The sequence below is a fragment of the Rheinheimera sp. MMS21-TC3 genome, assembly GCF_032229285.1.
Taxonomy (GTDB): domain Bacteria; phylum Pseudomonadota; class Gammaproteobacteria; order Enterobacterales; family Alteromonadaceae; genus Alishewanella.
This window is the reverse complement of the sequence record NZ_CP135084.1, coordinates 2,861,796-2,888,562: the sequence shown is the minus strand read 5'-3', so window position 1 is coordinate 2,888,562 and position 26,767 is coordinate 2,861,796. Positions and strand designations below refer to the sequence as shown.

The window sequence follows — 26,767 nt, the reverse complement described above, 5'->3', positions numbered from 1 at the left end:
ACTAGAATACTTAACCTGAATATAAACTTATAAGAGAACTTTATGGCGACTCCTCATATTTCTGCCGCTGCTGATGCTTTTGCTGACACTGTCCTTATGCCAGGCGATCCATTACGGGCTAAACATATAGCTGAAACATTTCTAACTGATGTGGTTTGTGTTAATACAGTTAGAAATATGCTTGGCTATACCGGTAATTATCATGGCAAAGCCGTTAGTGTTTTAGGTTCGGGGATGGGGATACCATCAATCTCTATTTATGCTACTGAATTAGCAAAATTTTATGGTGTAAAGAATATTATTCGTGTCGGCTCTTGTGGCGCTTTACCGCTTGCAGTTAAAGTTCGCGATGTGGTGATAGCGATGGGAGCCAGTACCGACTCTGCGGTTAATCGGCAACGTTTAGGCGGGATAGATTTTGCGGCTATTGCCAGTTATCCTTTGTTAGAAAAAGCTGTGGCTGCAGCGCGAGCTAACAACATTGCAATAAAAGTAGGCAATGTGTTTACCGCAGATTTATTTTACAACCCTGATCCTACGGTATTTGAACGCTTAGAGAAATATGGCGTATTAGCGGTTGAGATGGAAGCAGCAGGTTTATATGCTGTTGCTGCCGAATACGGTATTAATGCTTTAACGATTTTAACGGTAAGTGATCATATTAGAACCGGAGAAGCCTTAAGCGCTGAGCTGCGCCAGACCAGCTTTAATGAAATGGTCGAAGTGGCATTAGGCTGTATTTAAATAAGTAGTAACAGATTAATTAATGAGAAGAGTATGTCTTTAGCTGAAAATAAACAGTTTCTTGTCTCTTGGGAAGCATTTCATCAGGCGAGCAAAGCCTTAGCTGTACAATTGTTAGCTGGTGGTTACACTAGCATTTTAGCCGTTAGTCGCGGCGGTTTAGTGCCGGCTGCAATTTTAGCTCGGGAATTAAATCTTAGAGTAGTAGACAGTATCTGTATAGCAAGTTATGACCATAATAAGCAAGGTAGTTTACAGATTTTAAAGCAGGCCAGTATTAAGGATAGTAGTAAATTATTAATAGTTGATGATTTAGTAGATACCGGTGAAACAGCAAAATCTTTACGTAAACTGTTTCCACAAGCTTACTTTGTCACTATCTATGCTAAACCGCAAGGCAAAGCATTTGTGGATAAGTATGTTGTTGACATTGAACAAGATACTTGGATTCAATTACCTTGGGATATGGCGCTATCCTACAGCCAACCTTTAGCAAAGAAGGCATATTAGTTAGGCCACTTTGTTTGAATATAGAGTTGCTCTACTTTGGCTCTAGCCCATGGCGTTCGACGCAAAAACTTAAGACTGCTTTTTATAGAAGGGTCAACTTTAAAGCAGTTAATATCTACTTTATGAGCTAATGCTGGCCAACCGTAGTAGCTAACTAAAGCTGTTACTACTTGCTCTAAGGTCACGCCATGCAGAGGATTATTGGCTTGGTGGGCTGGCATCTAAACTCCATAAGTATGAGTGGTTGTACTAGAAATTATATTGAAATAAGGCGGCTTGCGCCTTATTTATTTTGGTAGAGCTTATAAACGTTCTAACATGGCAGCAGTAAAGTCAGTCGTACCGTAGTTGCCACCTAGATCACGGGTTGTGCGATCTCCAGTTGCAATAACATCTGCTAAGGCTGAACGAATTTTTAAAGATTTGTCATTCATACCTAAATAATCTAGCATTTGAATTGAGGCTAGAATAACCGAGCTAGGGTTAGCTAAATTTTTACCCGCAATATCTGGTGCACTGCCGTGAACAGCTTCAAAAATAGCACAATCAGTGCCAATATTAGCACCAGGCGCCATGCCCAAACCACCGACTAAACCAGCACATAAATCTGATAAAATATCACCAAATAGGTTAGTTGTAACTATGATGTCAAACTGCTGTGGGTTCATGACTAGTTGCATACAGGCATTATCAACAATCATTTCTTGTGCTTCAATATCAGGGTAACGACTGGCAACTTCACGCGCTATTTTTAAGAACAAGCCTGAGGTAGATTTTAAGATATTGGCTTTATGCACTATAGTCACTTTTTTACGATTTTCGCGGCGCGCAGTTTCAAAAGCAAAGATAGCAATGCGCTCTGCCCCAGCACGAGTAACAATACTGGTGGCCTCTGCTACCATACCATCTGCAGAAACCACTTGGCCATGCCCTGAATACATGCCTTCAGTATTTTCACGGATTGTAATAATATCAATGTTGTCATAACGGGCTTTAGTGCCTTTAAAAGAAATTACTGGCCGTACATTTGAGTACAAGCCAAACTTTTTACGTAAGGTAACATTGATAGAAGTAAAACCATCACCAACAGGGGTGGTTAAAGGGCCTTTTAAGGTGATCTTATTGCGAGCAATAGCATCTAGCGTGGCTTGAGGTAATAATTCACCGCTATTTTCTAATGCCGTTAATCCAGCCTCAACATATTCATAGCAAAAGTTACAGCCAGCCTTATCTAATATTTGAATTGCAGCCTCAACAATGCTTGGGCCAATGCCATCACCTTTGATGACGGTAATTGTCTGATTATTCATAGGAACCTTAGCTTAAATGCCAGTGTGCAAAAGAGAGCCTCGGGCCACGGATGAGCCTCTGGGAATGTTGTTAAATATAACATTTTCTGCCTCAATACGCCAGTTGGCGGGCTTAAACGCGCTAGAGTGATATAACTATAAGTTTAATTGCAGCGGGCAAAAGCTGGTATTAGATGTTGCTAGGTTGAGGCATAATTCTTCAGCTTGATAACTAAAGTTAGCTGCAGCTAGCTTTTGCAGGCGAAGTAACAGTTGCTGTAAAAAAGGTAAATTTGTCGTCCCAGGGCCTGCGTAAGTTAGTGTCGCAGCCGCGGCGTGCCAAGCTGTTAATAAAGCTAGGCTAATGGCGCTAAGTTTACTTGGTTTACGATTAAGGTAGAGCAAGAGTTCAGCGCTAGGCTTTAGCCAAGAGCTTAACTGATAACGTTGCAATAAAATATTGATATTAGTTAAGTAATCAGTTTGAGTAAGCAGTGTCGCTAAGGGTAAGTTAAGCTGATTCGGTGCTGGCTTTACTTGAACTATAGGCTGGCAATAATTTTTATGGCTAAGCCATAAAGGGGCGCAAAGGCAATAGGCAATTAAGGTTGCTTTATCTTTAGTTAACTCAGTGGGGAGTAGAAGATGTAAAGCGGATGCAAAGCACTGAGTAAATTGTTGTAATATTAGATGATTGGGCAGCTTAAGATCAGCTAACTGTTGTTGCAGCTCAGCACTGGCTAATAATAGGGGCAATGCATTAATGCCAAGTAGTGAAATAGCCAATTTTACTTGGCTAATTTTTTGTCGTTGCCGATTAAGCTGTGAAGCCCGTTGCATTAAATGGCCAGCCATCACCGGCTGTTGTTCTATATAGGTTTCTAAACGAGCGTAATCCTCTAAAGGTAAATGGCTAACGGCAGAGTCACTACTAAGTAGTTTACTTGCAGCCAATGACTGTTCTGTTAGGTTTAAGCTTAGAGTAACTATTTTGGCCAGTACAGCCAACAGCTTTAACTCAAGCTCACAGCGGCTATACATAAGCTGAGAAGCAACTTTTTGTCTCAAACTAGCAAGATCAATGCTTTGTTGTGTAGCAGTCAATTGCTCAGCTAGCGTAAGTAGGCTGCTAAGAGGATACTGTTGATGATAGCTAATTTTACGTTGATTAGCATAGCAATGGCTTAGTATGGTAAAGATATTACTAGGAAGCCCTTGCAGGTTGCGTTTAGCGCAAGCTAGCGCTGGGTACTTAGTTAGCTTGTCGGCGGTATTAGTTGCCAATTCAGCATCGATGCTGCTACAAAAACTACTAACCAGCAATAAGTTAGTGATTGCGCTAGGCCATTGGTAATCTAAACAAAAGTGATAAAGTATTTCTACTCTAGCCAGAGCAGCTGTTAGAGCTGTTTGTTGCCTTAATATCGCACTTGGTTGTTCGGTTAAGCTTAACCTAGCTGCAACTAAATGTTCAGATACCGTATAAAGCTGCATTGCTGAGCTATTAGCTTTAAATAAAATTAGCTGTTGCTGATATAGCTGAGTATAGCCTTGCCATGACGAAGCTTGGGTATTAACCATAGGGCTTTATTTGACTAAATTGGTTAACAGCTGCATCACCAATGGCGATTAACTGGCGGTTTTTTAATAATAGGGCAGTACACTCATCCGCGGTGGTAATACCGTCTGGCGTATTACGGTGAGTGCGAAAATACAGTACTTGATATATATCGGCATTTATTATTACTGCTTCGGTAATATCAGGGCTACCTAGAGTATGCAGAATTTCAGTTTGGCTTAAACCAGTATGCGGCTTATACTTTTTGATAATCTTATTATTAAAAGCCTCACGATCAACCCAGTTCATTTGTTCAGTATTATCTTGATAAAAAACTACTATAAGTAGCGTTAATAGCAAGTAGCTGCCAATACCAACTAAGCAAAACAATAATAGCTTGGCTTTAAAGCTAGCAAAGAAATGCAAAGGACTATTCTGACTAGAGGGTGCTGGGTTCAAGACGAAGCTCCTGTAAGTTAACGCCAAGTTCTACGTCAGTTTTTAAACTTAATATTTGCATAAACATTTGAATGTCAGCTTTATGTTCTAAAATTTTATCACGAACTTTTTTATGGCAACCTTCATGCTGAGTCGCTAAGTTTAATGTATCAGCTAAAGCTAGCAAGTCGAGTGCAGTTTTAGGCCCTATACCCGGAACGCCGGGGATATTGTTGGTGTTATCACCTACTAAACTCCAATAGCGAACTAGTTGCTGAGGTGGCACGCCAAACTTCTCTTGTACAGTTTCATCACTATGAAATTGGCGATTAAAGTGGTCATAAACATGGATTTGCTGTGACATTAACGGTAAAAAGCCTTTATCGGTTGAGACGATAGTGACTTGCTGTTGATGCTGCGCCATCCGACTGGCAATCGAAGCAATAATATCATCAGCTTCATAATCGGGCTGGCGTAAAGAGTGAAAGCCAAGTTGCTTAGCTGCTTGCTGTAATGCCGGTAAGGCGTCAGCAAGCATGCTAGGCATAGGTTTACGGTTAGCCTTGTAATCCGTAAATAGCTGGCGCCGCCAATAGCTATTATCACCATCAAATACCAGAGCAGCATGACTAGGTTGTAAGTCTTGCTGCAATCTTAATAATGACTGGCGCAGTGTTTGCTCTGTATTGGTAATAATTTGTGCTTTAGTCGTAGCAGCAACTTCATCAGCTAAGGGTAAATACGGCCGTTCCTGTACCGCGTATATACGCCGGATTAAGTTCATCGCATCTATCAATAACAAATGAGCCATTTATTTTATTACCCGATAACAGGGAGTGTAGGTTGAGCCAGGTAGCTTCATTCGGCCTTGCTCGACAAACGATTGCAAGAGCGTATCCATTAACTGCATTAATTTAGGTTCGCCACTAATTAAAAATGGTCCATGCTCGCGAATCGCTTTAATGCCTTCCTCTTTAACGTTACCGGCAACTACAGCCGAAAAGGCGCGGCGTAAATTTGCGGCTAAGCTAGCCTTACTTTGTTCTAAGTGTAGATCTAAAGTGGCAATATTGGCGTGGCTGGGTATAAAAGGTTGCTGAAAGTCAGGTTCTATTTTTAAGGTCCAGTTAAAATGATAAGCATCACCTACTGCTAAGCGATAATCGCGCACCGCTGTATTAGCCGCTTTCACTTTACGAGCAACAGCAATAGGATCATCAATAATAATATCCATTAAAGCTAAAGCTTCAGCGCCCAAGGTTTGTTCAATAAAACTGGCGATATGATTAAAGTATTCTGCGCTGTCTTTAGGGCCAGTTAAAATAATAGGTAACTGTTGTTGCTTATTATCTGGATGGAGCATTATACCCAATAAATACAACAACTCTTCTGCTGTACCAGCGCCACCTGGGAAAATAATAATGCCGTGAGCAGTGCGAATAAAGGCTTCTAAGCGTTTTTCGATATCAGGTAAAATAACCAGTTGATTAACGATTGGGTTAGGGGGCTCTGCTGCAATAATGCTGGGTTCGGTGATGCCTAAATAACGGCCATTACGGATCCGTTGTTTATTATGACCAATAGTGGCGCCTTTCATGGGTCCTTTCATGGCGCCTGGGCCGCAACCGGTACAAATATCTAAACCACGTAAACCAAGTTGGTAGCCAACTTCTTTGGTATATTTATATTCAATATCACTAATGGAGTGCCCTCCCCAGCAAACAATTAAATTTGGCTCATTAGTGCCATCTATAACTCTGGCGTTTCGCATAATATCGAATACGGCATGGGTAACGTGGCTACTATTACTTAAATCTAACCAGCTTTTTTGATTTTGCAGCCGTGAGTGATAAAATAAAATATCTCTTAATACGGCAAACAAATGCTCGTGGATACCTTTAATAATATTACCGTCAACAAACGCATCTTTGGGTGGGTTAAATAGTTCAATTTTTATACCGCGTTCGCGGCTAAGTAAATTAACTTTAAAATCTTGATATTGTTCATAAATTTCTGCTGAGCAGTCAGTGTGGCTGCCAACGTTTAACACAGCTAAGCAACAATTTCTAAATATTTGAAAGGTAGCTTTTTCAGCGTTTTGTTGTAATTTATCAACTTCTAATTGGGATAATAAGTCCATAGAGCCTAATGGATTTAACTGCACGTGCATAGCGTTTCCTTGTGATAACTTAATTGGTTACTTTGCTTGTTGCTGGCTTTAAAACTACCTTATTACGACCAGTATGCTTAGCTTCATATAAGGCCTTATCTGCACGGTCAATAGCACTTAGTGGTGTATCATTGTTTATTAGTTGAGTTGCCCCTATTGAGATAGTAATAGGGACTTTAATGTTTTTAAACTTAAATGGGATCTTTGCCACTTTTTCTCTAAGGCTATTTAGTGGTTGTTCAAGCTCACTTAATGTGGTTTTTGGAAATAAAAGTATAAACTCTTCACCACCATAACGAGCGATAAAATCAGTCTCACGAAGATTTGTATACAGCGTTTGGGCAATAATCTTTAAGGTTTTATCACCCGCACTATGGCCATAATTATCATTAATACTTTTAAAGCGGTCAATATCAGCAATGACAACGCATAAGGGAGTGTTGTAGCGTTTGGCCCGCTTTAGTTCAAATTGATAACGCTCATCAAAAGCCGCTCTATTCGGAATTTGGGTTAAGGCATCTTGTAAGCTGCGCAGATTTTGTTCAGCTATGCGCTGTTGAAAAGTTACAGCATCTTGCTCTAACTCTTGCAAACGCTGGGTCATATCAGTAAGCGTTTGATTCACTTTTTGTCGATGCTGTTGCTCAAATTGTTGTTTTTTCTGCAGTGATACAGTAATAGTGGTTAGCTTATCGGCAACTAAATTTTTAAGTTGCTCTAGCGAAGTAGCACTGCGGCTACTTTGAGATAAATTGTTTATTTGCGAACTTATTTGTTGGTCAAGATTACTAAGTTGTGTTTGCAGTTCGTTAGAGCTGCTAACTGAAGTGGTAACCGCTTTTTGCACACTAGATAAAGCATCATTTAATTTTAATAAGAAACGCTCTGCTAGTTGGCGTTCGTTATTAACACTTACAATAATGATGTTAATAGTTTTAAGGCAAGCTTGTAATAAGCTTTCAATGGATAATTCAGTTAGTAAGCTGCTACGAATTTGATTAATCTCAACCGCTGCAGTATCTGTAAAAGCTAATTCACTTAGTAAACTACTTAATTCATTACTAATCTGCCGACAGATAGTTTGATAGCGATTATCGTTAGTCTTGCTCTGTTGTATGTTAGCTTTAGCCTGTAATGCGGTTTGATACAGCTCTGATAGTTTAGTTAAGTGAGGTAAAAAAGCATGCACAGTAGAAGAGGGTAGTTCTACACTAACTAATAAGGATCGTAAATCACGACGTAATTGATCGGGTAAGCCTTTTTGCAACTGTAAGTACTTACCCGCATTAGTTAGGCCCTGCTGCACCTTTTGTAACTCAAGCTGATGCCTAACTTCAAGCTGCTGTAAGCTAGTGCTAGTGCTTTCAATAAAAGGAATTAGTTTTTCTAGATCGGTACCACGATTTAACTCTGTGCGTAGCTTGGCTAGTTTATTATCTAATTCGGTATCAATACCTTTACATGCTAAAGAAAGCCTTACCACAAATTGTGCCAAAATTTTGAACTGAGCTTCATAAGTGTCTTCTAGCAGCTTACGAGCTTTTAAGGCCTTATCAAGTTGTTGGCGATCGTTCTGCAAAGTAATTCCCTAAATTAGCAATTAATTAGCCTAATAAATTGAGTATATCGACAAATAGCATAAAAGCGATATTTACTGTCTGCTTAAACGAATTGCTGGTGGAGTTGCCTGTTGGCTACAACGCCATGGATTAATGTCTAAACCACCTCGACGCGTATAGCGGGCATATACCGCTAAATAGTGCGGCTGACAGCGGGTCCAGATATCAAGAAAAATACGTTCAACACATTGTTCATGAAATTCGTTATGATTACGAAAACTAATTAAATATCGAAGTAAAGACTCGTGGTCAATTTGCACACCACTATATTCTATATAAACACTAGCCCAATCGGGTTGAGAAGTAATTAAACAATTTGATTTTAATAAATGTGAATGTAGCTTTTCTGTCACTATATCAGCATTTTGCAGCGTTTTAAGTAAGCTGGCATCATATTGGTATTGATCAACTTCAATATCCAGATCATCGATACAAAGCCCAGGGATCCACGTCGGCTGAAAGGTAGTAATTTCATTTACATGATGTAAGTTTACCGTGACGGCTTTACCGGCGCAGGCAGATAAATCTCGCTGTAAGTTTTTATAGACTTGGCTTAAGTCCGTAAATCGGCTTTGATTGAAGCTATTTAAGTATAATTTAAATGATTTAGATTCTATCAAGTTACAAGAATCAAAGGGCACTGTGAATGTGGCTAAAGCAACTTGCGGTTTACCTTTACGGTTGAGCCAAGATAGCTCATAGCCGTGCCATATATCGTGACCGACAAAAGGTAAGTTATCATTGTCTAAACTAAGCGCATGTCGGCCTAAGCTGCGCGGTACGGCTTGCAGTAACTTAGGATCATATTGATCAATATAATCGGTTGCTTTACCTAAGCTTAAACCAGCTAGCGCTTCAGAGAAGTCATTATTCATATCTGCTTTTGTCATCACTTACAGGTTAAGGGTACAATAGGTTAAGTTTATCATAAATTAGAATGGAAAATCCTGTGGCCTTAAGTCGTAATTATGCTGATTTTATTCAACAGTCACTGCTTTGGCATCAACAGCAGCAGCTTAAATTAACTACTTGGGTCGATCCAACAAGCATATCACCTTGTCAAATCGGTCAGGTTGTCAATGATAGCGTGCAATGGCAGCCTGTGCTACAGCAACCCGCTGCCGATTTTACGAATGTTGAACAAGCCTTAGAACTGGTTTTACATCCAGACATTATTACGTTTTATCAAACCTATTATGGTGCTGGTCTAGCGGCTGAGCATCAGCGGGGTAAACTGGCCTTATTAATGGTTTGGAATAGCGATGATTTAAACCGCTTACAAGAAAATATTATTGGTCATATTTTAATGAAGCGCCGCTTAAAGCAGCAAGAAACAGTATTTTTTGCCACTACTGAAGATGATGATATTTTGCTTAGTGTATTAAATAGCACGGGTGAAGTGTTTTTAGAGCGAGTAGGCCAAGAAGTGACGGAAAAGCTGGCGGCTAACTTAGCGCAGTTTCTTAGTCAATTGCAGCCATGTGCTTACGAGGGGCTTTGACACTCCCAGGCAATATTGCTGACTAAACGGCAGCCTTGGCACTGAAAATCAAATAGCTCGGCTAAAGGCTCAGCTAGTTTCCATGCACTGTGGCAGCTAGGGCAGCACTTACTAGGTTCACTCTCACAGTCTGTGCTTGTGCCACTATATAACGCATAATAAACGGGTACTTGGGTACTACGCTCAAGTTGCTTGGCTAAAGCTCGGCCTTGGCGATTAAGTTGGCTATTAAGTTGTTGCAGGCTGCGCTCAGCTGTTTTGGTTAAGACGCGAGTTTGCTGCATTTGAATTTCATCTAAAGCTTGGTATTGCAACTGCCAACGAATAAGAGCTTCAAAATCGTCAGTGCTAGTTTTTAGCTGATACAGCGGTATGGGCGCCATGTGTTCCGCGCAGCGAAGTGGTGAACAAGTATCGCTAAAACGAGAGTACAGAATATATCCTTCTGGTGCGGCACAAGGATCGGTATGTTGCGACATTAAATCCATGCCCATTATCTTTAGCTTTGGATAACCAAGGCCTGCAGCAGCTAACTTATTTAAGGCAATAGAGGCTTTGCTGCTATGGTGTTTAGGCAACAAAGCATCGGTATTAGGCACAACTATACGACAATTAAAACGCTCTTCTTGCCAAGCAGTTGGAAACTCACGACCTAGCACTTGGCCATTAAAAATTAAGGCTTCTATGTAGTGGCGGATAGCGATTTCAGCGCGGGTAAAATCTGTATCGGCAATAACGCTAAAGCTTAACTCTGCAACATACATTAAATTGGCTCCAATTTTTTTAATATCTCATCTAGTTTAGCTTCAATCTGCTCTACTCGAGTTAAGATAGCTTGCTGAGTTTGCCAAAGCTCATTTAGGCTGACTGCTGTGGTATTAGCCGCAGTATCCTGCTCTGTATTATTAGTTTTAATAGAATTAGCAACAATGGGATTAGCCCGCCACTGTTGGTAAGCCGTAAAAAGTTGAGCCGGGGCTAGTTGTCCGGCTAAACGGGCGCGAAATAAAGCCAAACTAGGTGTTTTTCCCTCTTGCTGCAACTGAGCTGCAACTTGTTGCAGTAATAGTATTGGATCTGTCACTGTTAATTGCCTATTTGACTAACAAGTAGTGAAACTTACCATTAATAGACAACTAAAAGTAGCAGTTAATTTTTAAATTGTTGATTTTAATATAAATTAAGGTTAGGCATGGCTTTTGCTAAATCAAAAGTAGCATGCTGGTGAGTGAACTTAGTGCTAGCAAGTTATTTTATAAAAATATAGGGAAGATAAATATGTTAGTTAAACTTTTAGTTGCTACAACTTTGGCCGCTACTTTATCCGGCTGTGTCGTTTCTGTTGGTGGTAAGCATGGGCTTACTGATGGTAACAGTGCTTGGGAAAAAACGCAGCAATATAACCAAGAACAGGTAAATAATCTGCAGCTAGATATGCCGATTGACAGTGTTAGAGGCTTGATGGGTAAGCCTGATTTTAGTGAGTTATTTACTAAAGAAGATGTCGCCATACAGGTATTATTCTATCGAACTCATCACGTCAAAAGTGATGGTAAAACCACTAAAGATGAATGTACTCCGCTTATATTTAAACAAAATAAGCTGGTTGGCTGGGGCGATAAAGCCTATCAATATTTATAAGTTACAGCAGAGTAGGCTGTTTATTTTTTAGCCTGACTTGGCAATATTTTAGCTTGCTGCTAAAGTCAATACACCTAAACTTTGTAAACTAGGATTGATATGAGCTCAGATTTAAATTCATTAACCTTGGATAAAATTACTGCGGCTATGTTAACGGCAGAAGATATTAAGTCTGCCGCTTCTTTGTTGTACTTAGCTTATTATGATGACCCTTTGTTTATGAAAATTTTTCGGGCTAATGAGTCTGATTATGAACTGCGCTTGCGAGCGGCAATTCGGGAAGAGTTAACGACTTTTTGGCAGGCGCAGCAACCAATGATAGGTGTATTTAATCAGCAGCAATTATTGGGCGTTGCTTGCCTAACCGAACCCAATACAGATAATGGCGAGCGCTTGTGGCATTGGCGGTTAAAAATGTTACTTACTGCAGGTTATGTATCAACCAAGCAGTTACTAGAAAAAGAACAAAGTATCCACTCTGCCATGCCGGTAGAGCATTATCATATGCTGGTATTTTTAGCTGTATCGCCTAAGCATCAATCATTAGGCTTAGGCCATTATTTATTGCACGCTGTTAACTCAATAGTTGATAAAAATGCAGACTCAGCAGGCGTGGGTGTTTTTGTTACTTTAGATAAATATAAATCACTGTTTGCAGATAATAGTTATAAAACCGTTACCCAACTGAGCTTTAATAATGTCAGTGGCTATTTAATGTTTAGACCAAAACAATCAGCGCTAAGCACTTAAAACTAAACACTAAACACTATACCCGATAAGCCGGTAACTCAAAAGCAGCTAAGCGCATACCTGATAAAATTAGCTCTGCTTGATAGCGGCTTTCGCCATCACCGCTAAAATCTACTTGATAAAAAGTTAGCCAGCGTATGCTGCCATTATGCTTGCGAATACTATGGCGGCTTCGTGCACAGTCTAATAACTGTAATTCTTGCTGTTGACATAGCTGTTTTGCTAATAAGCTTGCTCGCTCATCTTGTTTGCGCTGTAGCCAAAAACCATAACAAATACCGGTTAACACTAATAACAATATAACTGGACCCATTGCTTTCTCCTGCAATTAAGACTTGATCATGCTGGTGTTTTATTGTTTTTACAAGTCTAGCGATGTAAGCCGCTTATGGTAAACTAGCATTAAACCATGAGGACCTTATGAATAGTAATATTGAATTGTTATTAGCGGAGTTAGAGCGCGAGTTAAAACAGCTTAATTTATGGAGTGCTTCACCGCCAAATGTAGCAGCCATGGCAAGCTCAGCCCCTTTTTGTTGTGACACTATGCCTTTAGAGAATTGGCTGCAGTATATTTTTATTCCACGTATGACAGCACTTATTGCAGCAAAAGCAGCCTTACCTAATAAAATTAGTGTTCACCCAATTGCTGAGGAAGCCTTTAAAAGCCATGCCATAACAGCGCAACCATTACTAAGTATTATTAAAAGCCTTGATAATCAGTTAACAGGTGAGGCATGACAGATCCAGAAGTTGTGCTAAGCACAGAGCCTTCTGAACTTAGGTTGCCTTTAAAAATTTTGTATCAAGATGATTACTTAGTGGTGATTGATAAACCTAGCGGTATGCTAGTTCACCGCTCATTTCTCGATAAACATGAAACAGTGTTTGTCATGCAAACCTTGCGCGATCAAATTGGCCAACATGTTTTCCCCGTGCATCGTTTAGATCGGCCAACTTCAGGTGTTTTAGTTTTCGCGCTTTCAAGTGAAGTAGCCCGCATTTTATCTGAGCAACAACAGCAGAATTTATGGCATAAATACTATTTAGCTGTAGTACGTGGCTATGTATCTCAGGGTGGCGAGTTAGACTATGCGCTAAAAGAGCAACAAGACAAAATTGCTGATAAATATAGTCGTGATGATAAAGCAGCACAGTCAGCTATAACCCGCTATCAGCCGTTGCAAAAAATTGAATTACCCATGCCTGTTAGCCGATACCCAGTGGCAAGATACTCTTTGTTAGCACTGCAACCACTAACAGGGCGTAAACACCAGTTAAGACGCCATCTTGCACATTTACGCCACCCAATAGTGGGTGATACTAGCCATGGTGATGGTAAACATAATAAGTTTTTTTTACAGCATTTTAATTGTCGGCGGTTGATGTTGATTGCTAAACAGTTACAGTTGCCACACCCAGTAACGGCTGAACCTTTATTATTTAGTGCTGGACTTAACCAGCTTGAAAACATATTTCAACAGTTTAATTGGCCGATAAACAAGCAGTATTATCAACAGCAATTTGCCCAGCTTTTTGCTAATAGTCAGAGTGTGGAGGAAGAATGACAAAAATTGCAGTAATAGTAGGCACTGTATACGGTGCGGCCCAGTATGTAGCAGAGCAAGCTGTGGCAGCACTGAGCGAGCGTAATTATGATTGCCAACTATTTGAAGATGCCGTCTTAGATGAAGTATTAGCTTATAATGCTGATATTTGGCTAGTTATTTGCTCCACTACAGGTGAGGGCGATGTGCCTGATAATGTGTTTCCATTTTATTTGCAGCTAAAAGAACAGTTCCCTTTGTTAACAAACAAGCACTACGCCGTAATCGGTTTAGGTGATAGTAGTTATGAAAACTTTTGTGGTGGTGGTGAAAAGTTTGCAGAGTTATTGGCTGAGCTGCAAGGGACAGAAGTTGCCCCTATGCTGCGGATAGATGCAATTGAAACTTTAGAACCTGAGCTAATAGCCTTACCTTGGTTACAGCAACACTTTACCGGCTAAATATAGTAGCCGGTTAACAATATTTATCTAGCTTATTATAAGCTTTTGCGCCTGGAGCTTTTAATGTGGGGTCATTTTGCATGGCAAATTTATCTACCCACATAGCAGTGGCGCCACAAATTGCTATGGGCATCACTAATAAATTAAATAGTGGGATCATACAAGCAACTGCAACAGTAATGCCAAAGCTAAAGCTGTCAGGCCAGCGTTGTCTTAATTGACTGCGCATAGTGTGAAAAGAAATTTTGTGATTATCAAACGGATAATCACAGTACTGGATAGCTAGCAGCCAGCTAGTAAATAAAAACCAGAGTATTTGACCGCCTACCGGTAACAAAAAAAACAGAATTAAAAATATTATGGCTCTGGGTATGGCATAGAGTAATTTTTGCCATTCTCGGCTTAATAATCGCGGTATATCTTTAATAAATGCCGCTGTATCCATTTTGCCAATAGTATTGCCAGTTAAATAGGCTTCTACCTTTTCGCTTAATAAGCCATTAAAAGGTGCAGCAATCCAATTTGCTACTAGGGTAAAGCTAAAAGCTAGCCCTATCACTAATGACATAACGCCTAGCGGGATAAGCAAATATTCTAACCAGTTTAGCCAAGCGGGTAAGTATTGCTGGATGGCGATAATAAAAGAATTAAGTTGCTGTAACAGAATATAAAATGCTAAAGAAAATAATAGCAAATTGATAGACAGAGGCACTAAGACAAAACGTTTTAATCCTTTAGTGCGAATTAAACTTAGACCGCGAAAAAAATAATACATTAATGCCTCGCTAAAAACAGTAACAGTGATGCTATAGCACTAAGTATAAAGTGTTAGGATAAAATTACTGTTATTGTTGGGATGTTTTTAGTAACAGAATATAATTAAGGCGCAAAAGTGATATTTGCTAACTATAGTACTGCTATCTAGAGAAAAGTTTTATGCTAGAATAGCGGCTGCTTTATTATGCTGTAGCATGTATTATTGCAAAATAATATTTTTTAGATGAAGGGTGAGATATGACAATGTTAGTTACTGCGCTGGTGTTTGCCGCAACTGTTTTATGTTTAGTTATGGGGCTGACTTTTTGTGTTTCAGCTGCGCTAGTACCTGCACAAGCCAATGCCGAAAAGCGTTTTGAAAAACGCCTAGAGTACGGTGTCATGGGCGGTGCTGGGTTAATTTTATTTATTGTTATGTTATTTATTAGCTAAGCATTAATAACTTATTACTGTAGTCAATTCAAGGCTTTAATTATCTAAGGTAATTAAATTAACCTTGTAATTTAAAAGCCTTCTGACTGCTCTGATAGTTGTTCAATTAAAGCTGCTTTCAGTTCCGCCTGTTGCTCATAACTTAGTGCTTGTTCATCATTATTAGAGAGCATAAAAAAGTCTTCTGCACGCTCACCTATAGTCGTAATTTTTGCTGCATGAATATTAATATTGCAGCGTTGAAACACTTCGCCAATATTGGCCAGCAAGCCTGGTGTGTCTAAGGCGGCTAACTCCATCATAGTGCGTTTGCTGGTATTGCCGGGTAAAAAGGCCACTTTGGGCGGTACATTAAACTGGCGCATTTTACGTGATAAACGGTTTTTTTGCCGTGATAAATCTGGTTTACCCTGAATATGTAATTCTAAAGCGCGTTTAATGCTTTGCTGGCGAGAAGGTGAAATAACCGGCTGGCCATTTTGCTCTAAAATAACAAAGGTATCCATGGCATAGCCATCTTTATTGGTCATGATTTGGGCATCAAAAATATTCACTTTTTTGCTATCTAAAGCAGCAACTAGCCGAGCAAATAAACCAGGTTGGTCTTTGGTATAGATAAAAACATGGCTGCCACCGCGAATAGCGGTTTTACTTAATAAGATTAATGGTTGCTGCGGGTTTTTATGGCGTAGAATGTGCTCACAATGCCAAGCAATTTGCGCTGGGCTATAACGGGCAAAATAGTCAGCTTTTATTCTAGTCCAAAGCGCTGCTACTTCTGCCTCGCTAAACTTTTGCTTTAACAGTAATGCCATAGCTCCAGCTTGATTTTCACGAATTAAGTCGCGTAAATCCATAGGTTTTTCTAAGCCGCGGCGGAAGGCTTTTTGGGCGGCAAGAAACAGTTCGCGCAGTAATGAGTTTTTCCAATCATTCCATAAGTTATCATTAGTGGCGCGAATGTCAGCTAAGGTAAAACAGTACAGATAATTTAGCCGCGTTTCATCTCTTACTTTTTCTGCAAACTCTGTGATCACCGCAGGATCATAAATATCTCGTCGCTGTGCTGTTACTGACATTAATAAGTGATTTTCAACTAACCAGACAATTAACTTACTATCAAAATCACTTAGTTGATGTAACTTAGCAAATTCGCGGGCGTCCATAGCGCCTAGCTCAGAGTGATCACCGCCGCGACCTTTAGCGATATCATGAAAAATACCGGCTAAATATAGTAGCTCTGGTTTCTCCATCCGGCGCACAATGTCGCTACATAGCGGAAATTCATTCTCATGTTCGGCAAGGGTGTATTTATATAAAAACTTTAATAAGCGATGAGTGTGTTCATCTACGGTATAAGCATGAAATAAATCAAATTGCATCTGACCTACTATATTGCGCCACTGCGGTAAATAAGCAGCTAAGATGCCATAACGATGCATTAGCGTAATAGCATTATCCATGCCGCCGGGGTGACGGATAATAGATAGAAATAGCTGACGACAGCCTTCATAGTCTTGTAGGTCGCCCATTAAACGTCGCCTAACTTGACGGATTAAGCGCATTGTTGAGGAGTGAATGCCGGTAATATTGGAGTTATTGGCAATATGCCAAAATAACCGCAGCAAATTATCACGTCTAGCAAAAATCGCATTATCACGCGCAGCGATTAAATGGCCTTGTAGTTCAAAATAATCATCTAATGGTTGTATTTTTACTTTAGCATCAGGGTTTAGAATGCTGCCATCAAAGTGCTGCAGTAGCATTTCGTTAAGCTCACTGACTCGCTGGACTGTACGAAAGAAGCGTTTCATCATTCGTTCAACAGAAGCTTTGCCATCGGCACCAAAGCCTAGGCGCTGGGCTATAGCCGGTTGGTAATCAAATAAAATTCTATTTTCATTACGGCCTGCTTCTAGGTGCAACGCAAAACGCATTTGCCATAAATACGCTTCACATTCCATTAGTTCCTGATACTCATCTTCGGTAAGGTAGTGATAAGCGACGAGTTCTCGCATGGTACGAGTTTGAAAGTGCCGTTTAGCTACCCAGCCAATAGTTTGAATATCGCGTAAGCCACCGGGGTTAGCCTTTAAATTAGGCTCTAAATTATAGGCAGTACCATGAAATTGGGCATGACGCTGTTGTTGCTCGTGGCGTTTAGCTTGAAAAAAATCTTGGCTAGTCCAAAAGCTATCAGCATAAACGTCTTGCTGCAATTGCTGAAATTTAGAGCTATTACCGGTTAGTAAACGCATTTCTAGCAGGTTAGTGGCGATAGTAATATCGTCTTTACCTAAATTAAGAGATTCTTCAAGAGTACGAACACTATGACCAACTTCTAAACGCAGATCCCACAACAAAGCAATAAACTGGCTAATGGCCTCTTGTTGGCTATCGGTAAGTGCACCTTGGGTTAAAATAAGTAAATCAACATCAGAGCAAGGATGCAGTTCACCACGACCATACCCCCCAACAGCAATCAGGCTTAATTGCTTGCCTTTGTGCAGATCAAGCTTATGCCAAAGTTGCACTAATACGCTATCAATAAAGCTCGCTTTAGCCTTTACTAAATTAGTAACGGGTTGCTGAGAAAAGCTGCGGCTTAACCAGTCATGAAAGTCAGCAAAATGTGCTTTATAGCCACTTAAACTATAATGCTCAGGCAGTGGTTTATTAAAAGAGACTGCCTGATTCATTGTGCTAACCTCACTATCTGTCGATTACGTTGGCTTATTTTACTCAGCGGTAAGAATGCGCTCTAAATCTTCATTGCTACGCAGGGTTAAAATTTCACAACCAGTATCGGTAATTAAAATAGTGTGTTCAAACTGGGCGGATAAGCTGCGATCTTTAGTGACGACTGTCCAGCCATCTTTAAGCATTTTGCTGTGCCGTGCACCAGCATTAATCATCGGCTCTATCGTAAGGCACATACCGGTGTGTAATACTTCACCCGTGCCTGGGCGACCATAATGCAGCACTTGCGGCTCTTCATGAAACACTGCACCTATGCCATGACCGCAATACTCGCGGACAACCGAGTAGCTATGCTTTTCAGCGTGCTGTTGAATAATATGGCCAATGTCGCCTAAACGAACGCCATTTTTTACTTTCTTTAAGGCTAAGTATAAACACTCTTGGGTAACACGAATTAACCGCTCAGCCATAATGCTGGGCTTACCCACTACAAACATTTCTGAGGTGTCACCGTGATAACCGTCTTTAATTACCGTGACATCAATATTAATAATATCACCATCTTTTAACTTTTTATCATTTGGTATGCCATGACAAATAACATGGTTAACTGAGGTACAAACTGACTTAGGAAAGCCATGGTAATTTAGTGGCGCTGGTATAGCTTGCTGTACATTAACTATATAGTCATGACACAAGGTATTTAGCTCGTCTGTGGTTATGCCAGCCTGAACATGAGGCTTAATCATTTCTAACACTTCAGCCGCTAAGCGCCCGGCCACGCGCATTTTTTCAATTTCTGCCGCAGTTTTAATAATTGCAGTCATGCATAGTCTCTCTTTAATATCGTCAGGTTTTAGTTACTAACGATTTGCTGTAAAAATACACATTTTATTGTGTTTACCACGCGCCTATGGTATAAAGCGCGCCGCTAATAAGCAAATTGCACTGGTGCGGTTATAGTAGCATTTTTGCTGCTGACATCACATATGCATTGTAAATTGGCGTAACTTAAACAAAACACACATACATCGACACATGTACCGGGGTGCTTTGCTTGGCGCTTAACCAAAGCCTAATCAAAGTCGGCATATGGGATGTATGGAGGCTTAACCCCTAAATACAGGAAAATAAAATCATGGCAAAAGTTTCAATGCGCGACATGCTCCAAGCGGGCGTCCATTTCGGTCACCAAACTCGTTATTGGAATCCAAAAATGAAGCCTTTCATTTTTGGTGCGCGTAACAAAGTACATATCATCAACTTGGAAAAAACAGTTCCAATGATGAATGATGCATTGGCATTTATTCAACAAGTAGCAGCAAAGAAAGGTAAAATTTTATTTGTTGGTACTAAGCGTGCAGCATCTGAAGCAATTAAAGAAGCAGCAACTAAAGTTGATCAGTTCTATGTAAATCACCGTTGGTTAGGTGGCATGCTGACAAACTGGAAAACTGTGCGTCAATCAATCAAGCGTTTAAAAGATCTTGAAGCACAAAGCCAAGACGGTACTTTCGACAAGCTTACTAAAAAAGAAGCTTTAGATCGTACACGTGAAATGGAAAAGTTAGAAAAAAGCTTAGGCGGTATTAAGAATATGGGCGGTTTACCAGACGTTCTATTCGTAATTGATGCTGATCACGAGCATATTGCTATCAAAGAAGCTAACAACTTAGGTATTCCAGTTGTTTCAATCGTTGATACTAACTCTGACCCAGTAGGTGTTGACTATGTTGTTCCTGGTAATGATGACGCTATTCGCGCTATTCAATTATACCTAGCAGCTGCTGGTCAAGCGATCGCTGATGGTCGTGAAAAAAATATCGAAGTACAGGCTGAAGCCGAAGCTTTCGTTGAAGCCGAGTAATTTTCCTGTTTTATCGCATTAGATAAACGCGATTACAGAGTAAAATTTTGACAGGGGCTTTGTGTAGCCCCTGTTTGTTCAACCTGAATTAATACGAGGAAGCTCTCATGGCTGTAACTGCCGCTTTAGTAAAAGAACTTCGCGAGCGCACAGGCGCTGGCATGATGGATTGTAAAAAAGCACTGGAAGAAACCGGTGGTGATGTTGAAGCCGCAATTGACGCTATGCGTAAAAGTGGTTTGGCTAAAGCTGCTAAGAAAGCAGGCCGTATAGCTGCAGAAGGCGCTATTATTACTCGCGTTGGTAATGGTATTGGTTTAGCTGTTGAATTTAACTGCGAAACTGACTTTGTTGCCCGTGATGCTAACTTTTTAAGCTTTGCTAATGCTGTTGCTGATTTAGCTCATGCTAACAATTTATTTACTGCAGAAGCTATTTTAGCTGCTGACTTAAACGGTACTTCTGTCGAGGAAACTCGTGCAGCCTTAGTCGCGAAAATTGGTGAAAACATCAATGTTCGTCGTGCTGCTGTTGTAGAAGGCGCAACTATTGGTCAATACGTTCACTCAGGCCGTATCGGTGTATTAGCTGTGCTTGAAGGTGGTAACGAAGACGTGGCAAAAGACGTAGCAATGCATGTTGCTGCTAATAACCCAGGTTTCTTAACCCCAGATGACGTACCTGCAGAAGTAGTACAACGTGAACACGAAATTCAATTAGATATCGCTGTTAACTCTGGTAAGCCAAAAGAAATTGCTGAAAAAATGGTTGCAGGCCGTATGAGTAAGTTTACTGGTGAAGTAAGCTTAACCGGTCAGCCGTTTGTTAAAGATCCATCAATGTCAGTTGGTGATTTCTTAAAACAACACGATGCTAAAGCTGTTTCTTTCACTCGCTTAGAAGTTGGCGAAGGTATCGAAAAGAAAGAAGAAGACTTTGCAGCGGAAGTTGCTGCACAAATAGCGGCTGCTAAGAAGTAATTATCACTTCAGCCTAATGGCAAAACCCGCTAGAATAACCGCGACTTCAGGTTTTTACCTAAGCCGCGGTTTTTTTTATCTATAATTTAGTCAATTCACTCTGCATTATGAGGTTGTCATGAGCACAAATCCAAAACCAAGATACCGTAGGATTTTATTAAAACTTAGTGGCGAGGCCCTAATGGGCGATGAAGGCTTTGGTATTGATCCCAAAGTGTTGGATCGCATGGCACAAGAAATTAAAGAATTAGTCGAACTCGGCGTGCAGGTAGGTATAGTTATCGGCGGGGGCAATATATTTCGTGGTGAAGGCTTAGCCAAAGCAGGGATGAACCGCGTAGTGGGCGATCATATGGGCATGTTAGCAACCGTAATGAATGGCTTAGCCATGCGTGATGCTTTACATCGTGCCTATGTTAATGCCCGTTTAATGAGTGCTATCCCACTTAATGGTGTTTGTGACAATTACAGCTGGGCAGAAGCTATTAGCTTATTAAAGTCAGGGCGGATTGTTATTTTTGCCGCAGGTACCGGTAATCCGTTTTTTACTACAGATTCAGCTGCCTGTTTACGTGGTATTGAAATTGGTGCAGATGCAGTATTAAAAGCCACTAAAGTTGATGGCGTTTATTCAGCTGATCCAGTAAAAGATCCTACAGCAACCTTATATTCTACATTAAGCTATACCGAAGTATTAGAAAAAGAATTAAAAGTGATGGATTTAGCCGCATTTACACTAGCTAGAGATCATAGTTTAAAAATTCGCGTCTTTAATATGAACAAGCCTGGCGCATTAAAACGAGTAGTAATGGGCGATCCTGAAGGTACAGTGATCGACCACGCAGAAAATTTACAGTAAACTAGAGCCCTATGCCTAAGTGCATTGGCCAGAAAAGGATAAAATCGTGATTAACGACATAATTAAAGATATTAACGTTCGTATGGATAAAAGTGTTGATGCACTAAAGTCACAATTAAGTAAAGTGCGAACAGGCCGCGCCCATCCAAGCTTATTAGATGGTATTATGGTGCCATATTACGGAGCAGATACGCCGTTAAACCAGGTAGGAAACGTGTCAATTGAAGACGCACGCACACTAGCTATTACCGTATTTGATAAGAGCTTAACTGCAGCAGTAGAAAAAGCTATTATGGGGTCAGATTTGGGCTTAAACCCTATGTCTGCTGGTACTGTTATTCGTGTGCCACTGCCTGCTTTAACTGAAGAGCGCCGTAAAGATTTAGTAAAAATTGTCCGTGGCGAAGCTGAAAATGGCCGAGTGGCGGTAAGAAATATTCGTCGTGATGCCAATAATGACTTAAAAGCCTTATTAAAAGACAAAGAGATCAGTGAAGATGATGAGCGTCGTGCAGCTGATGAAATTCAAAAAGTAACTGATGTTTATATCAAGAAAATTGATGAAGTCTTATCAGACAAAGAAAAAGATTTAATGGAAGTTTAATTAAATTTAATGCTACAACAAAAGCGTTGCGACGCTTAGGTGACGCAACGCTTTTTTATATATATTTAATATTAAGTGTCTGACTGATTGAAGGCAATAACAGGGATAGGTCTAAGCTTATGACTGCAGCTACGCAGCTAAACCCAAAAAGTTTGCCACAACATGTGGCTATAATCATGGATGGTAATGGGCGTTGGGCTCAGCAGCAAGGCAAACCTAGAGTTTGGGGCCATAAGAAAGGTGTGGAGTCGGTGCGGCGTAGTGTTAGCTTTTGTCGCGAGTTAGGTATTAAGTCTTTAACTCTATTTGCCTTTAGTAGTGAAAATTGGCGCCGGCCTGAAGATGAAGTTAGCAGCTTAATGCAATTGTTTTTGATGGTGTTACAAAGCGAAGTTAAAACCTTACACAAGCATAATGTTAGGTTAAAAATTGTTGGTGACTTAAGTGCATTTAGCGATAAGTTAAGGGCAAATATTGCTAAAGCAGAGCAGTTAACGGCAAATAATACGGCTATGACTTTAAATATAGCCGCTAATTATGGTGGCCGCTGGGATATCGTTAATGCTGCAAAGTCCTTGGCACAGCAAGTGGAACAAGGTAGTTTAGCCAGCGATGATATTACGGAAGCTTTGTTTGCTAAACAAATACAAATGTATGATCAGCCAGAATTAGATTTACTTATTCGTACTGGCGGCGATGTTAGAATTAGCAACTTTTTATTATGGCAAGCCGCTTATGCTGAGTTATGGTTTACTGATACCTTGTGGCCAGACTTTAATCAGCAAGTATTTTCTGACGCTATTGCTAGCTTTGTTAACCGAGAGCGCCGTTTTGGCTGTACTGGAGAGCAAGTTAGGCAATTAGCAAAAAGTAGTAAAGGATAACAATATTGTTTAAACAACGCGTCATAACCGCATTATTATTAGCGCCTTTAGCGTTACTGGCTGTGTTTTATTTATCCTTGCCAGGTTTTGTTGTGTTTATTTCTGCAGCATTTTTGTTAGCTGCTTGGGAGTGGAGTGGCTTTTGTGGTTTAGCAAATAACAGTATGCGTGCTGTTTATGTTGTTTTAACTACAGTTGTTTTACTGCTGTTATATTTAAGTTTACCCGCCGATCTAGACCAACCTCTGGCAAGCCAATTGTTACTGCATAGTTTATTGTTAGCCGGTGTGGCTTGGTGGTTAATGGCAGCGGTGTTAGTGCTTACTTTTCCTAGAAGTAAATCGATCTGGGCTAAGCGGGATTGGCTTAAAGCTTTAATGGGCTGGTTTACCTTAATACCCGCTTGGGCAGCTGTGCTATATATTCGCCATACAGGCTATGCAGAATCTGAGTTTACAGGCGCTTGGTTAATTTGTGCATTGCTTGGATTAGTTTGGGCAGCAGATATTGGCGGTTATATTATTGGTAAACCTTTTGGTAAACATAAACTATTGCCTCGAGTAAGCCCCGGTAAAACCGTAGAAGGTATGTTAGGAGGCTTAGGTTTTGTGGCGCTGTTAGTAACAGTGGTAGCTGTGTGGCAAGATTGGCCTGAGCAAACTGCAATGTGGTATGCCGCTGCGTTAACCTTAACTGTACTTTCAGTATTTGGTGATTTAAGCGAAAGTATGTTTAAACGCGTAGCTGGGGTAAAAGACAGTGGGGTATTTTTGCCTGGTCATGGTGGTATTTTAGATCGCATTGATAGTCTTACCGCGACCGCGCCACTATTTGCTTTAATTATTGCTATTCTTAGCGGTCTTTATTAATGCGTAAAGTGGTTATACTCGGCTCAACAGGCTCTATTGGCGTCAGTACTTTATCGGTACTAGAACAGCATCCAGAGCAGTATCAGGTGTTAGCGCTTACTGCTGCCACCCAAACCGAGGCATTACTTCAACAATGCTTACAGTTTAAACCGCGCTATGCGGCTATGGTAGATACTAAGGCCGCGCAGCAGTTAAAACAGTTGCTACAGCAAGCAGGCAGTAAAACAGAGGTACTGGCTGGTGCTGAAGCCTTATGTCAATTAGCAGCTGATAGCGAAGCGGACATAGTGATGGCGGCTATTGTTGGTGCCGCAGGCTTGTTGCCAACCTTAGCGGCTGTAGAGCATGGTAAGACAGTATTACTGGCTAATAAAGAAGCGCTAGTAATGAGTGGTGAGCTATTTATTAACAAGGTGCAGCAGCATAAAGCGACCTTGTTACCCATTGATAGTGAGCATAATGCCATCTTTCAATGTTTACCCGCTGCTTTGCAACAGCAGAGTCATAATCAATCAATCGCTAGTTATGGTATTAGTAAATTATTGCTAACAGGTAGCGGTGGGCCATTTTTAACCACCAACTTAGCAGAATTTGCTCAGTTGACACCAAGCCAAGCAGTGGCACATCCAAACTGGAGCATGGGCGCTAAAATTTCGATAGATAGCGCAACTATGATGAATAAGGGCTTGGAATTTATTGAGGCAAGATGGTTATTTAACTGTCAACCTGATGATATAGAAGTAGTAATACACCCGCAAAGCATAATTCACTCTATGGTGCAATATACTGACGGCTCAGTATTAGCTCAGCTTGGCCAGCCGGATATGCGTACCCCTATTGCTCATGCTTTAGCCTTTCCTAACCGTATGTCTAGCCCTGTATCGCCTTTAAGTTTTAAACAAATGCGCGATTTTACTTTTACTGAGCCTGAGCCTGAGCGTTATCCAAACTTATACCTAGCCATAGCTGCTTGTAAATATGGTCAAGGTGCTACAACGGCGATTAATGCCGCTAATGAAGTTGCTGTGGCGGCTTTTTTGCAGCAAAAGATTCGTTTTACCGATATACATCGCATAAATGCCTCTTGTTTGGAACAATACGCATTAAGCAAGGTCTGTACCTTGGAAGAAATTTTACAGCTTGATCAAGTTGCAAGGCATTGTGCTGAGCAGTATATAAAGGATAATTGTTAATGTCTGGCGCGATTTGGAACTTATTATCCTTTGTGGTCGCACTGGGTATTTTAGTCACAGTGCATGAGTTTGGCCACTTTTGGGTAGCTCGAAAAAACGGTGTTTTAGTTAAACGCTTTTCTATTGGTTTTGGTAAAGCGCTAATACGATGGCGCGATAGACAAGGCACAGAGTTTGTTATTGCTGCTATTCCGCTAGGCGGCTATGTACGGATGCTAGATGAGAGAGTTGATCCGGTACTGCCTCAGTTTAAAGACTTAACCTTTAATAGCAAAACAGTTTGGCAACGTATGGCTATTATAGCTGCCGGACCAGCAGCCAACTTTATTTTTGCTTTTTTTGCTCTTTGGCTAATGTATATGCTGGGTGTGCAGACAATTAAGCCTGTTATTGCGACTGTGACACCTCAGTCTATTGCTGCTCAAGCTAAAGTGCCTAATAACTCGCAAATTGTCTCGGTTAATGGCCATACGGCAACCGATGCCAACAATGTCAACTTATTGCTGGTTGAGCAGTTAGGTCGTAATCGCATAGAGCTCGGGCTAAAGGATTTCGCTACAGGTCAGGCTAGGACGATAGTGCTAGACACCACTGACTGGAAATTTAATCCAGAGCAACAAAGTGTTTTTGCTAGCTTAGGTTTAGAGCTAGACCGGCCTCAGGCATTAACCGAGCTGGCGTTAATAGCAGAGGATAGTGCAGCGCAAAGAGACGGTTTGCAGTTAAATGATAAAATTTTGCAAATAGATGAGCAGGTTATTACCAGCTGGCCACAAGTTGTCAAGATTGTTAGCAATAGCCCCGAGCAGCCATTATTGATGGTGATAGAGCGCAATAATCGTCAACTTGAATTAACAGTCACTCCGGCTAGTGTCGAAGCTAAGGATGGTTTTTCTCAAGGTATGATGCTAGGGGTGAGCCCTAAAGTGACCCCTTGGCCCGAAGGTATAGTCTATACCCAGCGTTACGGCCCTTTAGAGGCTATAGGTGCTGGATTTAACCATAGTTGGCAATTAATCCGTTTAAGCTTTTCGATGCTAGTTAAGCTAGTGACAGGTGATGTATCTATGAAGCATTTGAGTGGTCCTATCTCAATTGCACAAGGTGCAGGAACCACTGCCAGTATAGGTTTCGTTGCTTTTTTATCGTTTTTAGCGTTAATAAGTGTTAATTTAGGCGTCATTAACTTATTACCGCTACCTATCCTGGATGGGGGCCACTTAATGTATATGTTGGTGGAACTAATCCGGGGTAAACCTGTCTCTGAGAAGGCGCAGGAAGTAGGTTTCAGGTTTGGCGCGTTACTCTTATTAATGTTGATGGGAATAGCGTTGTTAAATGATATTTCTCGTTTATAAATAACTAATCATAAGT

At 40.7% G+C, this 26,767-nt stretch carries 31 protein-coding genes; 17 read left to right on the top strand and 14 right to left on the bottom strand.

Features of this window, described 5'->3' with window-relative positions; genetic code table 11:
- Nucleotides 1-42: 42 nt before the first annotated feature.
- Together deoD and gpt are read left to right on the top strand one after the other, a co-directional pair.
- Complete coding sequence (gene deoD / locus RDV63_RS14060) at nt 43-744, top strand: purine-nucleoside phosphorylase (RefSeq protein ID WP_313910127.1); 702 nt, start codon at nt 43-45, stop codon at nt 742-744.
- Nucleotides 745-777: 33 nt separating this feature from the next.
- Nucleotides 778-1,254 (top strand): xanthine phosphoribosyltransferase, encoded by a 477-nt coding sequence (gpt, locus tag RDV63_RS14055; RefSeq protein ID WP_313910126.1) that lies wholly within the window; start codon nt 778-780, stop codon nt 1,252-1,254.
- Here gpt and RDV63_RS14050 read toward each other — a convergent pair.
- The 8 genes from RDV63_RS14050 to queF form a co-directional block, all read right to left on the bottom strand.
- Complete coding sequence (locus tag RDV63_RS14050; protein ID WP_313910125.1) at nt 1,251-1,475, bottom strand: VF530 family protein; 225 nt, start codon at nt 1,473-1,475, stop codon at nt 1,251-1,253. The two genes, gpt and RDV63_RS14050, sit on opposite strands and share 4 nt — an antisense overlap.
- An 81-nt stretch (nt 1,476-1,556) precedes the next feature.
- Nucleotides 1,557-2,564 (bottom strand): isocitrate dehydrogenase, encoded by a 1,008-nt coding sequence (locus RDV63_RS14045; RefSeq protein WP_313910124.1) that lies wholly within the window; start codon nt 2,562-2,564, stop codon nt 1,557-1,559.
- A gap of 135 nt (nt 2,565-2,699) precedes the next feature.
- A complete protein-coding gene (locus RDV63_RS14040) occupies nt 2,700-4,124 on the bottom strand; it encodes a hypothetical protein (protein WP_313910123.1) in 1,425 nt (474 codons plus the stop codon).
- Nucleotides 4,117-4,560, bottom strand: a complete 444-nt coding sequence (locus RDV63_RS14035) for a DUF3192 domain-containing protein (protein WP_313910122.1) — start codon at nt 4,558-4,560, stop codon at nt 4,117-4,119. The genes RDV63_RS14040 and RDV63_RS14035 overlap by 8 nt, the downstream gene beginning before the upstream one ends.
- The gene (gene xni / locus RDV63_RS14030) at nt 4,541-5,350 is read right to left on the bottom strand and encodes a flap endonuclease Xni (protein ID WP_313910121.1); all 810 of its coding nucleotides are present in this window, start codon (nt 5,348-5,350) and stop codon (nt 4,541-4,543) included. Before xni ends, RDV63_RS14035 begins: the two co-directional genes overlap by 20 nt.
- Entirely contained in the window at nt 5,351-6,709 is a 1,359-nt protein-coding gene (ppnN, locus tag RDV63_RS14025; protein ID WP_313910120.1) for a nucleotide 5'-monophosphate nucleosidase PpnN, read from the bottom strand.
- Nucleotides 6,710-6,728: 19 nt separating this feature from the next.
- Nucleotides 6,729-8,288, bottom strand: coding sequence for a diguanylate cyclase (locus RDV63_RS14020; RefSeq protein WP_313910119.1), 1,560 nt, complete (start codon nt 8,286-8,288; stop codon nt 6,729-6,731).
- Between the two features lie 72 nt (nt 8,289-8,360).
- A complete protein-coding gene (gene queF / locus RDV63_RS14015) occupies nt 8,361-9,218 on the bottom strand; it encodes an NADPH-dependent 7-cyano-7-deazaguanine reductase QueF (RefSeq protein ID WP_313910118.1) in 858 nt (285 codons plus the stop codon).
- A gap of 59 nt (nt 9,219-9,277) precedes the next feature.
- On the opposite strand from queF, the gene syd reads away from it, so the two are divergent.
- The gene (gene syd, locus RDV63_RS14010) at nt 9,278-9,829 is read left to right on the top strand and encodes a SecY-interacting protein (RefSeq protein ID WP_313910117.1); all 552 of its coding nucleotides are present in this window, start codon (nt 9,278-9,280) and stop codon (nt 9,827-9,829) included.
- On the opposite strand, the gene RDV63_RS14005 is transcribed toward syd, so the two are convergent.
- Entirely contained in the window at nt 9,814-10,593 is a 780-nt protein-coding gene (locus RDV63_RS14005; RefSeq protein WP_313910116.1) for a DUF2310 family Zn-ribbon-containing protein, read from the bottom strand. The genes syd and RDV63_RS14005 overlap by 16 nt on opposite strands.
- Nucleotides 10,593-10,913: a hypothetical protein gene (locus tag RDV63_RS14000; RefSeq protein WP_313910115.1), complete on the bottom strand. Its 321-nt coding sequence runs from the start codon at nt 10,911-10,913 to the stop codon at nt 10,593-10,595. The genes RDV63_RS14005 and RDV63_RS14000 overlap by 1 nt, the downstream gene beginning before the upstream one ends.
- Nucleotides 10,914-11,107: 194 nt before the next feature.
- Here RDV63_RS14000 and RDV63_RS13995 point away from each other — a divergent pair, with 194 nt between their 5' ends.
- Complete coding sequence (locus RDV63_RS13995) at nt 11,108-11,470, top strand: DUF3192 domain-containing protein (RefSeq protein WP_313910114.1); 363 nt, start codon at nt 11,108-11,110, stop codon at nt 11,468-11,470.
- 99 nt (nt 11,471-11,569) lie between these two features.
- Nucleotides 11,570-12,220: a GNAT family N-acetyltransferase gene (locus RDV63_RS13990; protein WP_313910113.1), complete on the top strand. Its 651-nt coding sequence runs from the start codon at nt 11,570-11,572 to the stop codon at nt 12,218-12,220.
- Between the two features lie 16 nt (nt 12,221-12,236).
- Here RDV63_RS13990 and RDV63_RS13985 read toward each other — a convergent pair whose 3' ends face one another.
- The gene (locus RDV63_RS13985; RefSeq protein WP_313910112.1) at nt 12,237-12,533 is read right to left on the bottom strand and encodes a DUF3301 domain-containing protein; all 297 of its coding nucleotides are present in this window, start codon (nt 12,531-12,533) and stop codon (nt 12,237-12,239) included.
- 107 nt (nt 12,534-12,640) lie between these two features.
- On the opposite strand from RDV63_RS13985, the gene RDV63_RS13980 reads away from it, so the two are divergent.
- From RDV63_RS13980 to RDV63_RS13970, 3 genes are read left to right on the top strand one after another with little or no spacing between them, the layout of a single operon-like run.
- A complete protein-coding gene (locus RDV63_RS13980) occupies nt 12,641-12,961 on the top strand; it encodes a YqcC family protein (RefSeq protein ID WP_313910111.1) in 321 nt (106 codons plus the stop codon).
- Complete coding sequence (gene truC, locus RDV63_RS13975; RefSeq protein WP_313910110.1) at nt 12,958-13,788, top strand: tRNA pseudouridine(65) synthase TruC; 831 nt, start codon at nt 12,958-12,960, stop codon at nt 13,786-13,788. The genes RDV63_RS13980 and truC overlap by 4 nt, the downstream gene beginning before the upstream one ends.
- Nucleotides 13,785-14,228, top strand: a complete 444-nt coding sequence (locus RDV63_RS13970; protein WP_313910109.1) for a flavodoxin — start codon at nt 13,785-13,787, stop codon at nt 14,226-14,228. Before truC ends, RDV63_RS13970 begins: the two co-directional genes overlap by 4 nt.
- Nucleotides 14,229-14,241: 13 nt before the next feature.
- On the opposite strand, the gene cysZ is transcribed toward RDV63_RS13970, so the two are convergent.
- Entirely contained in the window at nt 14,242-15,003 is a 762-nt protein-coding gene (gene cysZ, locus RDV63_RS13965; RefSeq protein WP_313910108.1) for a sulfate transporter CysZ, read from the bottom strand.
- Nucleotides 15,004-15,242: 239 nt separating this feature from the next.
- Here cysZ and RDV63_RS13960 point away from each other — a divergent pair, with 239 nt between their 5' ends.
- Entirely contained in the window at nt 15,243-15,437 is a 195-nt protein-coding gene (locus RDV63_RS13960; protein WP_313910107.1) for a hypothetical protein, read from the top strand.
- Between the two features lie 71 nt (nt 15,438-15,508).
- Here the strand turns inward: RDV63_RS13960 and glnD are convergent, their stop codons facing one another.
- Together glnD and map are read right to left on the bottom strand one after the other, a co-directional pair.
- A complete protein-coding gene (glnD, locus tag RDV63_RS13955; RefSeq protein WP_313910106.1) occupies nt 15,509-18,136 on the bottom strand; it encodes a bifunctional uridylyltransferase/uridylyl-removing protein GlnD in 2,628 nt (875 codons plus the stop codon).
- A gap of 39 nt (nt 18,137-18,175) precedes the next feature.
- Nucleotides 18,176-18,964 (bottom strand): type I methionyl aminopeptidase, encoded by a 789-nt coding sequence (map, locus tag RDV63_RS13950; protein ID WP_313910105.1) that lies wholly within the window; start codon nt 18,962-18,964, stop codon nt 18,176-18,178.
- Nucleotides 18,965-19,275: 311 nt separating this feature from the next.
- Here map and rpsB point away from each other — a divergent pair, with 311 nt between their 5' ends.
- From rpsB to rseP, 8 genes are all read left to right on the top strand, one after another.
- Nucleotides 19,276-20,004 (top strand): 30S ribosomal protein S2, encoded by a 729-nt coding sequence (rpsB, locus tag RDV63_RS13945; RefSeq protein WP_313910104.1) that lies wholly within the window; start codon nt 19,276-19,278, stop codon nt 20,002-20,004.
- A 107-nt stretch (nt 20,005-20,111) separates the two neighbouring features.
- Entirely contained in the window at nt 20,112-20,984 is an 873-nt protein-coding gene (gene tsf, locus RDV63_RS13940) for a translation elongation factor Ts (RefSeq protein WP_313910103.1), read from the top strand.
- 118 nt (nt 20,985-21,102) lie between these two features.
- On the top strand, nt 21,103-21,843 hold the full coding sequence (pyrH, locus tag RDV63_RS13935) for a UMP kinase (protein WP_313910102.1): 741 nt from the start codon (nt 21,103-21,105) through the stop codon (nt 21,841-21,843).
- A gap of 46 nt (nt 21,844-21,889) precedes the next feature.
- Nucleotides 21,890-22,447, top strand: a complete 558-nt coding sequence (frr, locus tag RDV63_RS13930; protein ID WP_313910101.1) for a ribosome recycling factor — start codon at nt 21,890-21,892, stop codon at nt 22,445-22,447.
- Nucleotides 22,448-22,566: 119 nt separating this feature from the next.
- Nucleotides 22,567-23,331, top strand: a complete 765-nt coding sequence (uppS, locus tag RDV63_RS13925) for a polyprenyl diphosphate synthase (protein ID WP_313910100.1) — start codon at nt 22,567-22,569, stop codon at nt 23,329-23,331.
- A gap of 5 nt (nt 23,332-23,336) precedes the next feature.
- Nucleotides 23,337-24,200: a phosphatidate cytidylyltransferase gene (locus tag RDV63_RS13920; RefSeq protein WP_313910099.1), complete on the top strand. Its 864-nt coding sequence runs from the start codon at nt 23,337-23,339 to the stop codon at nt 24,198-24,200.
- Nucleotides 24,200-25,393: a 1-deoxy-D-xylulose-5-phosphate reductoisomerase gene (ispC, locus tag RDV63_RS13915; protein ID WP_313910098.1), complete on the top strand. Its 1,194-nt coding sequence runs from the start codon at nt 24,200-24,202 to the stop codon at nt 25,391-25,393. The genes RDV63_RS13920 and ispC overlap by 1 nt, the downstream gene beginning before the upstream one ends.
- Nucleotides 25,393-26,751 (top strand): sigma E protease regulator RseP, encoded by a 1,359-nt coding sequence (rseP, locus tag RDV63_RS13910; RefSeq protein ID WP_313910097.1) that lies wholly within the window; start codon nt 25,393-25,395, stop codon nt 26,749-26,751. The genes ispC and rseP overlap by 1 nt, the downstream gene beginning before the upstream one ends.
- Nucleotides 26,752-26,767 lie beyond the last annotated feature (16 nt).